Here is an 8224-nt window from a genome sequence, read left to right on the forward strand (position 1 = left end):
CTATTACAACCATGATCGGATCAAACAAAAACTAAAGGGATTAAGCCCGGTAAATTACCGAACTCAATCCCTCGTGCTAACCTAACTAAACTGTCCAACTTTTGGGGGTCAGTTCATTCGGGCGGTTTTTCTTTTCCGGCGACAGTCTCCTGTGGGTCGGAAGCTGCCATGGTGCATGCCTGTATTAATTTATTAATAGAAAAATCCATGCGCACCAAGTGCTGAAATAAAAATGGTGATTAAGCTCAAAACTAGAATCACTATATGAACAAGTTGGGTTTTCTTGAGATCTTCAATATTGCGACCGTCTTTCACCATCCGTCTATGATTCTTTATAAAAAATGGTTCGATCACAAAAAGAGCAATAACAAACATAAGCCAAACGAGCGCCATGGCATGCATCCAAAAATACTGAGCCTCTAAAAATCGACCCCATGCATTCAGTTTATAGGTCATATAAAAGCCACTTAGTCCAGACAATATCACAACTATCCTTGCAATCGAAGCAAAACGATTCTCGACGGCGTTAAAAATCAATAGTTGCTCGGTTTTGAATGAGGTGCTCCTGATGACCGGAATTAGCACCATGGTCACAAAGGCTACTCCACCCATCCAAATAACAATGCTCAGAATATGAATTGCACGTGCAATGGTTAAATCAGCCATCTAGACTCTTTAATTTTCATTAATTAATCGTTCATTTTGGGATAGGAGATTTTCGCCAATCATTTGGACCCTGGAAAACCATTTGTTAGCCAACTCCTGGTCAAGATGGGAGTCTAGAGCCCCTTTAAATAGTTGCTTCCAGTCTTCCAACAGGTTTGAGTTAAAGCCAGCTGCAAAATGTTTACCAACGGGATCATATTTATAGGGGGCTTGGGGTTTGCCGCCTAAAACCACCCACCAAAAGTCGCCAATTTTTTCTTTATGTCCGGGCCAGTCGTGCACCGCTGAAAATGGAGCAGCTAAAGTGGGGTGGGTTTGGATTTGGTTGTAGAACTCATCAACTACTGAAATAACGGCATCTCTTCCAATGAGATCTGCAAGACAGGTTCGATCTTGGGGCTTTAAGGACATATATAAATGAGAGCTTAATTTGAACTAGCTTCTAGTTCAGCAATGCGCTTACGAAGCATGCGCTGCTCATTAAATCTGGAGGTGTCATCTCGAATAATTGCAGCAACCCCTACAACCTTGCCATCGGGATCAATAATCACGGAGACGGTAAATGCAATCGAGAGCGGTCGACCGGATTTATGGATTGCTGGCACGGTCAGCAGTTTGTCACCATATTGGGTGGTGCCTGTTTGCATAGAGTGGTCATATCCCTCGTTATGCCGCTTGCGAAGGCGCTCAGGAATGATGAGATCTAAGCTGGCACCTAACGCTTCATGTACGCTAAAGCCAAAAATCCGTTCAGCCGATGGATTCCAATAGGTGATTATGCCTTTAGCATCTGAGATAACCGCTCCATCGCCAAGCGATTGAACGAGCGCTTCAAAATTGATATTCATACCAAATCCCTATGCTGATTGAATCGCTACGGATTTAAACAAATTTTCTGTTTGCCATTTAGGCTTGGAAAAATCATGCAAAGAGTACTTATTAAGACCCTTAATGAAATCTGATTTTGCTGATGAGAGAATCCCTTTGAGGCGACACTGCCTATCAATTACGCAGCTATTCTCGCCAGGATTTACGCACTCCAAGAGGTTGCTATCAGGTTCAGTTTGCTCAACCACATCCCCAAGCTTAATTTGATTGGCGGGTATGGCTAATTTTATGCCGCCAGTACGACCGCGAGTAGTTTCGATGTAGCCAAGTAATCCTAGGTGATGCACCACTTTTACTAAGTGATTACGTGAAATTTTGTAAAAGTCAGAAAGCTCAGAAATAGTAGTGCCACCTTGGTTGCTTTGAGCAAGGTGCATCAAGACGCGAAGTGAGTAGTCCGTGTAGGTTGTAAATCGCATTTTTCACCTTATTTGTATATAAGTAACTTATTGACGTTTACCCTTAAAAGATGTATAAATTATACATGTTATTAATTAACAGCCTGCATAGCTTGGTGGCTAATGAATCGTTAGGTCAGGGATATTAATTGTGAGCACAGCATTTATACGATTCTTAAATTTAGTTGATTCATTGGATCGCATGAATCCTGGGAAGACTTTAGATGAAGTCGAAAGAGAATTATTGGGATATGTCTTACGCTCTACCAATGAGGGCCAGTCATTGCTTGTTGGCGATCTTCTTCGGCTAGACAAGATTGGGTCACAGGCAACATTGCATGGAAGGGTAAAAAATCTATCAGCCCTTGGCTATATAAAGCTTGTCACAGACAAAGAGGATGGCCGTAGAAAGTTCGTTACCCCCACAAAGATGGCTTTTAAATACGGCGAATTTATGTCTAAATGTCTAGAAGATGCGCTGAAGACGTAAGGCGGTAAGGGGTAAAAATGGTTTGATAAAGAACTCCATCCCTAATCATGACCCAAACTTTTAAGTGAAGCCATCTTTGACAGTTTATGTTTGGGTGTTCGCTATGGGTCGGTAACTGTCTAATTGGCCAAACAGGCTCAGATGTCTCAAAACGGCCAATTAAAGCCAATCTTATGGCACTATAGCTCGATGAATTCTGATGATCTGAACCTTTTTTCCTTAGTAGCCGATGCCGGTAGCATCTCTTCAGCAGCGCTAGCTGCAGGTTGCGATGCATCTACTCTTAGCCGAAAGATTAGTCAGCTTGAGGCAGAAGTAGGTACTCGGCTATTCAGGCGAAGTGGTCGTGGAGTTGCTCTCACTCCCCAAGGCGAATCTTTGCTTGATCATGCAAAGCAGGTAAGGGTTTTAATTGAGCAGGCTGTTAAAGCTTTGTCAGATCAAGAATGCTTAGATCCCCTAAAAATTCGGATTGCAGCTCAACCAACGATCGCAAAAGTGCTTTTTGGCGACTTGTTCCATGCTATTTCAAAGCGTTATCCGCATAGTCAAATACATTTTTCTGAGGGGCTGGCTAGTGGGATTCTTCCTAGCTTGCATGCAGGTGAGGTAGACATTGCGCTACTGTATCGGCCCGAGTATGCAGCTGGCCTGAGTTACGAACCTTTGGTATCAGAGGGGCTCTGCCTTTTGACTCCCAATGACTATTCAATTGCTCAGCAAGCAATTGAAGTTGCTGATCTTGCGACTTTCCCATTAATTTTGCCAAGCACCCACCATGGATTGAGGGTAATGATTGATTCAGTCTTGACCCGTCACGGAATGACTCCTAATGTTGCGCTGGAAAGCGACAGCTCTATTGCGATTACGATGCAGCTAGTTCATAAAGGATGTGGATGTACGTTACTTCCTTTGGCTGCTGCTGCTGAGGAAGTGGCGTTAGGGCGGTTGAAGGCCTATCCATTAGCGGATTCTGAGTTGCAAAGATGTGTGGCTCTTGTGGTTGGTAAAACATCTATCCAGCCCAACGCTCTATGGGTTCTCAATAAGTTAATTCGGGATGTTGCTCACAATTTAATTGCGAGCAATGAGTGGCCTGGCGCCCAGTGGATTGGGCAGCAGGCCGTTAAAACAGATGACTAGACTCCCATTAGTGAGTTTTTAATCTCGCTTGCGGTGTAATTTGCGCCGGATCTGTGCAGAGCTCTAGTAGTGCTGCTCTGCCAGATCTTTTTGCTCGCTGAAAGGCTTCCGCAAAGTCTTCATCTTTTTCAACTCTTTCAGCATAAGCGCCAAAGGATTGAGCGAGCGCTACAAAGTCTGGGTTTACAAGGTCGGTAGCTGAAACTCTGCCTGGGTACTCTCGCTCTTGATGCATGCGAATTGTTCCCAGCATGCCATTATTAACAACGATCACAATGATTGCAGCTCCGAACTGAATAGCTGTCGCAAGCTCTTGTGGATACATCATGAAGCACCCGTCACCAGCAAAGCAAACAACAGTACTTTCAGGTCGCTCAATTTTCGCAGCAATAGCAGCTGGCAAGCCATAGCCCATTGCGCCGTTGGTTGAAGCTAGCTCAGTTCCCAGCTGCTTATATTGAAAGAAGCGGTGAACCCAGACCGTGTAGTTTCCTGCACCATTACAAATAAAGGAATCCTCTGGCAAGCTCTTGGATAGGTGAGCAACCACATGCGAGAGTTCAACCCCGGTTTGCTCTGGTGATCTTGGTACCGGGCTATTGTGGGCTATATAGTTTGCACGAGCTGTTTCTGTCCATTTCCCCCATGCAGGAGGGGAGACGAGGTCTGGTAATTTATCAAGCGCGGATATGGTTGCTTCTACAGTGGCGCAAACAGGTACATCAGCATGAAATACGCGATTAATCTCTCCAGCGTCAGCATGTGCATGAACTAACTTTTGATCTGGAAGCGGGCTTTTAATAATCTCGTAGTTTCCCGATGTCACTTCTGATAGGCGACTTCCCAGAACTATCAATAGATCGGATTGTTTAACCTGATCCGCGAGCGCTGCCGATATGCCAAGCCCTAGCTGGCCTACGTAGTGTGGATTCCTATTGTCTAGAACATCTTGACGGCGAAATCCGGCTGCTACGGGAAGATTAAAGCGCTGCACAAATGACTTCAAATGATGCTGTGCCTCTGGTGTCCATCCAGTTCCCCCGACGATTACCAATGGGCGCTGTGCATTTTTTAGTAAAGCTTCAATTTCTGAGATTGCTGTCGGAGCTGGATGACTTTCTCCAACAAGTGCCTTAGGTAGATCGAGTACATTAGCCGTTCCAAAAAGAACGTCCTCTGGTAAGGCAATCACAACAGGCCCTTTACGGCCAGACATGGCTACATTAAATGCGCGATGAATGATCTCAGGAATGCGATCAATAGATTCTATTTCAGTTGCCCACTTCGCTACGCGGCCAAACATTTGGCGGTAGTCTATTTCTTGAAAACCTTCACGCTCTTTAATACCAGTCCCCACTTGTCCAATGAAGAGAATCATGGGGGTGGAATCTTGCATTGCCGTATGCACCCCGTTGGCAGCATGAGTAGCCCCCGGACCGCGCGTCACAAAAGCAATGCCAGGACGTCCGGTTATCTTGCCGTAAGCATCAGCCATATTAGAGGCTGCGCCTTCATGTCGTGTATTGATAGTTTTAATTTCTTGATGTCCTGCAAGAGCATCAAGCACTGGTAAATAACTTTCTCCGGGAACGCAATAAATAGTATTTACTGAATTTCTACATAAAGCCTCTACGAGAATTTGACCGCCATTGCGAAGATCTTTTGAATCGTTATTCATATTCAACTTATATTTATAGGTTTTTCGGTCTGGGCGAAAGGGTCGCTCAATCTAAAGATAGATTAAGTTTAGGTGCTAAGTTTTGCCAGCGAGCTGCATCTTCATTAACAAATTTTGTAAATGCTGCTGGATCAGTGCCAACAAATTCAGAGCCCGTATCGTTGATAACCTTTTTAAATTCAGGCGATTTCATGTAGCTCACAGTTGCCTTATTAATTTGGGTAACCACTTCTTTTGGTGTACCAGCAGTGGTAAATAGCCCATACCATGCATAAGACTCAAAGCCTGGGAGGCCTGCTTCTTCAAAGGTTGGTACTTGGGGAAGGTTTGATGCGCGACGTTTTCCAGATACGGCGATAGGCTTCAGTTTTCCTGCTTTAATCATTGGAATTGCAGCAATAGTACTGTCAATTAACATCGGAACATGGCCACCTACAACGTCTGTTATTGCGGGTGCAGAGCCTTTGTAAGGAATGTGGCTCATGGTTAAACCTGTGCGATTTTGAAATAATGCACCCGTCATGTGTTGGGTTGTGCCATTGCCAGCTGATGCCCATTGAAAATTGCCTTTTTGGTCTTTTATGTAAGCAATTAACTCCTGTAGATTGTTCACTGGGAGCGATGGATTTACCAAAATAACCTGAGGCACTAGGAGTAAGTTGGTAATCGGTTGGAGGTCCTTCTGGGGATCAAATGACATATTTTTATAAAGATGCTTATTGATCGTGATTGGGCCACTTGCAGTAATTAAAAGGGTGTAACCATCGGGCTGCGCTTTAGCCACTAGGCTTGTTCCGATATTGCCGCCGGCGCCTGGGCGATTGTCGATGATGACGGGTTGGCCAAATGCTTGCGATAAGCCTTTTGATACAGGGCGAGCAGCTAAATCAGATGGACCGCCTGGGGGCCATGGAACAACCACGGTAAGGCTTTTATCTGGCCATGCATAACTTGTTGTGGCTGCACCCATTAAGCAGAGTGTAAGCAGGGCTTTTTTCAGTAAAGTAATTTTCATGTCGGCCTTTCTGGTGCTGCAGTTAATGGGTGAAAAAAACTCAAGCTAGGCCCCGAGTTTTATTTGAGAAAGCCTGGAAAGTATAGGAATGGATTGATGGTTATGGTAGCGATCTCATGCATTTCTGGTTTGCATTAACTGCAAGGCAGATTGTGGGCTAATGATCTATATTTGGCTCCACTCTAATTGGCTTTGGTTTGTTGCTAAGCAAACATAAGGTATTGACTAAGAAAGAACAAGATGACTATTGCAGGAAACATGATTATTGGACAAGAGCTAGTTAAAGGTTCTAAAAAGGCCATTTACGGCATTAATCCTGCAACTGGTGAGAATCTTGAGCCAGCCTATTTGGGCGGTGGAGCACAAGAAGTTGAGCGTGCTTGCGCACTAGCGGAGCAAGCATTTGATGTATACCGTGAAACCGATTTAGAGACCCGCGCCAAGTTCTTGGAGCAGATTGCTGCTAATTTAGCGGCTAATGGTGCTTCCATTGTTGAGCGCGCTGGCTTAGAGTCAGGCTTACCAAAAGCTCGTCTCGAAGGCGAGCTGGGTCGCACCATGAACCAACTCAAACTCTTTGCTGAAGAAGTAAGAGCAGGGCGTTGGTTGGGTGTCAAGATTGATACCGCCATGCCAGAACGTACACCATTGCCACGCTCTGATATTCGTTTGCGTCACATTCCCTTGGGCCCGGTTGTTGTCTTTGGCGCTAGTAACTTCCCATTAGCATTTTCTGTAGCTGGTGGCGATACTGCTTCTGCCTTAGCTGCTGGTTGCCCGGTAGTTGTCAAAGGCCATTCTGCCCACCCTGGCACTTCCGAGTTAGTCGGTAAAGCCATCCAAGCTGCTGTCAAATCATCTGGCATGCCAGAAGGCACATTCTCATTATTGTTTGGTTCTGGCGCTGATATTGGTTCTGCTTTAGTGGCCGACCCCCGCGTCAAAGCGGTTGGATTTACTGGTTCACGCTCTGGTGGTGTGGCGCTCATGAAGATTGCGGCAGCAAGACCTGAGCCAATTCCGGTTTATGCGGAGATGAGTAGTATTAATCCAACTTATCTCTTGCCTGAAGCATTAAAGAATCGTGCAGATTCTATCGCTACTGGATTTGTTAATTCCATGCTCATGGGTTCTGGTCAGTTCTGCACCAACCCGGGCCTGTTGATTGTGAGAGAGGCGCCTGAGTTAGATGCTTTTATTGGCAAGATTACCGATCTCGTTACAGTGGCTCAGCCAACTACCATGCTGACTCCCGGTATTCATCAGGCCTTTGAATCTGGGGTTGCCAAACTCAAGGGTAATACTAATGTCGAGTTATTGGCCCAAGCGCAAGACAATAGCGCTCCAAACCAATGTCGTGCACGCCTATTTGTAACAACAGCCCAAGCATTTTTAAAGGACCATGCGCTGCGTGATGAAGTATTTGGTTCTAGCTCATTAATTATTAAGTGCAAGAGTGATGAAGAAATCCTTGAACTAAGCAATAGTCTTGAAGGTCAGCTCACCGCAACTGTTTTGATGGACCCCAGCGACAACACTGCATTCGTGAAGAAGTTATTGATTATTCTTGAGCGTAAAGTAGGGCGCATTCTATTTAATGGCTACCCAACGGGTGTTGAGGTCTGTCATGCGATGGTTCATGGTGGACCATTTCCGGCAACATCAGACAGTAGAACCACCTCAGTTGGTACCGAGGCGATTTGGCGTTTTTTAAGACCAGTTTCCTATCAGGATTTTCCAAGCAACTTATTGCCCGAATCATTAAGAGACGGCAGTTCTGTACCCAAGCTGGTTAACGGTAAGTAAGTAAACAAGGAAACCACCTACGTGAACTGACCCCCAAAAGTTGGACATCAAGTCCAACCAAGGGGGTTTTGTTTTATGAGCAAATACAGTACGCAGTTCAAGCTAAAGGTAGTTAAAGAGTATTTAAAGTTTGGCGGTCT

General features: G+C 45.1%; 10 protein-coding genes. 4 read left to right on the top strand and 6 right to left on the bottom strand.

Translation table 11 applies throughout. The features are described from left to right. Positions 1 to 85 (top strand): IS3 family transposase (locus ICN40_RS09885; protein WP_216243695.1); only part of this gene is annotated, 85 nt, incomplete at its 5' end. Positions 86 to 192: 107 nt separating this feature from the next. On the opposite strand, the gene ICN40_RS09890 is transcribed toward ICN40_RS09885, so the two are convergent. From ICN40_RS09890 to ICN40_RS09905, 4 genes are read right to left on the bottom strand one after another with little or no spacing between them, the layout of a single operon-like run. Continuing rightward, positions 193 to 666: a hypothetical protein gene (locus tag ICN40_RS09890; RefSeq protein WP_216243759.1), complete on the bottom strand. Its 474-nt coding sequence runs from the start codon at positions 664 to 666 to the stop codon at positions 193 to 195. A 9-nt stretch (positions 667 to 675) separates the two neighbouring features. Beyond that, the gene (locus ICN40_RS09895; protein ID WP_216243761.1) at positions 676 to 1077 is read right to left on the bottom strand and encodes a group III truncated hemoglobin; all 402 of its coding nucleotides are present in this window, start codon (positions 1075 to 1077) and stop codon (positions 676 to 678) included. Positions 1078 to 1091: 14 nt separating this feature from the next. Then, positions 1092 to 1514, bottom strand: coding sequence for a PAS domain-containing protein (locus ICN40_RS09900; RefSeq protein WP_216243764.1), 423 nt, complete (start codon positions 1512 to 1514; stop codon positions 1092 to 1094). A 9-nt stretch (positions 1515 to 1523) separates the two neighbouring features. Beyond that, entirely contained in the window at positions 1524 to 1973 is a 450-nt protein-coding gene (locus ICN40_RS09905) for an Rrf2 family transcriptional regulator (protein ID WP_216243765.1), read from the bottom strand. A gap of 130 nt (positions 1974 to 2103) precedes the next feature. On the opposite strand from ICN40_RS09905, the gene ICN40_RS09910 reads away from it, so the two are divergent. Both ICN40_RS09910 and ICN40_RS09915 read left to right on the top strand, forming a co-directional pair. Further along, positions 2104 to 2442: a helix-turn-helix domain-containing protein gene (locus ICN40_RS09910; protein WP_308281779.1), complete on the top strand. Its 339-nt coding sequence runs from the start codon at positions 2104 to 2106 to the stop codon at positions 2440 to 2442. Positions 2443 to 2583: 141 nt separating this feature from the next. After that, positions 2584 to 3585 carry a LysR family transcriptional regulator gene (locus ICN40_RS09915; protein WP_255561303.1) on the top strand — a complete coding sequence of 334 codons (1002 nt, stop codon included), beginning with the start codon at positions 2584 to 2586 and terminating at the stop codon, positions 3583 to 3585. A 7-nt stretch (positions 3586 to 3592) separates the two neighbouring features. Here the strand turns inward: ICN40_RS09915 and ICN40_RS09920 are convergent, their stop codons facing one another. Both ICN40_RS09920 and ICN40_RS09925 read right to left on the bottom strand, forming a co-directional pair. Further along, complete coding sequence (locus tag ICN40_RS09920; protein WP_216243767.1) at positions 3593 to 5263, bottom strand: thiamine pyrophosphate-binding protein; 1671 nt, start codon at positions 5261 to 5263, stop codon at positions 3593 to 3595. A 46-nt stretch (positions 5264 to 5309) separates the two neighbouring features. Next, complete coding sequence (locus ICN40_RS09925; protein ID WP_216243769.1) at positions 5310 to 6278, bottom strand: tripartite tricarboxylate transporter substrate binding protein; 969 nt, start codon at positions 6276 to 6278, stop codon at positions 5310 to 5312. 240 nt (positions 6279 to 6518) lie between these two features. Between ICN40_RS09925 and ICN40_RS09930 the strand changes: the two genes are divergently transcribed. Beyond that, the gene (locus tag ICN40_RS09930; RefSeq protein ID WP_216243771.1) at positions 6519 to 8084 is read left to right on the top strand and encodes an aldehyde dehydrogenase (NADP(+)); all 1566 of its coding nucleotides are present in this window, start codon (positions 6519 to 6521) and stop codon (positions 8082 to 8084) included. The last annotated feature ends 140 nt before the right edge of the window (positions 8085 to 8224 follow it).

The sequence above is a fragment of the Polynucleobacter sp. Fuers-14 genome (assembly GCF_018882045.1).
In the GTDB taxonomy this organism is placed as follows: Bacteria; Pseudomonadota; Gammaproteobacteria; order Burkholderiales; family Burkholderiaceae; genus Polynucleobacter.

Coding starts and splice junctions, on each gene's coding strand:
- ICN40_RS09890 (WP_216243759.1), bottom strand. CDS start 666: ATGGCTGATTTAACCATTGCACGTGCAATTCATATTCTGAGCATTGTT.
- ICN40_RS09895 (WP_216243761.1), bottom strand. CDS start 1,077: ATGTCCTTAAAGCCCCAAGATCGAACCTGTCTTGCAGATCTCATTGGA.
- ICN40_RS09900 (WP_216243764.1), bottom strand. CDS start 1,514: ATGAATATCAATTTTGAAGCGCTCGTTCAATCGCTTGGCGATGGAGCG.
- ICN40_RS09905 (WP_216243765.1), bottom strand. CDS start 1,973: ATGCGATTTACAACCTACACGGACTACTCACTTCGCGTCTTGATGCAC.
- ICN40_RS09915 (WP_255561303.1), top strand. CDS start 2,584: ATGTCTCAAAACGGCCAATTAAAGCCAATCTTATGGCACTATAGCTCG.
- ICN40_RS09920 (WP_216243767.1), bottom strand. CDS start 5,263: ATGAATAACGATTCAAAAGATCTTCGCAATGGCGGTCAAATTCTCGTA.
- ICN40_RS09925 (WP_216243769.1), bottom strand. CDS start 6,278: ATGAAAATTACTTTACTGAAAAAAGCCCTGCTTACACTCTGCTTAATG.
- ICN40_RS09930 (WP_216243771.1), top strand. CDS start 6,519: ATGACTATTGCAGGAAACATGATTATTGGACAAGAGCTAGTTAAAGGT.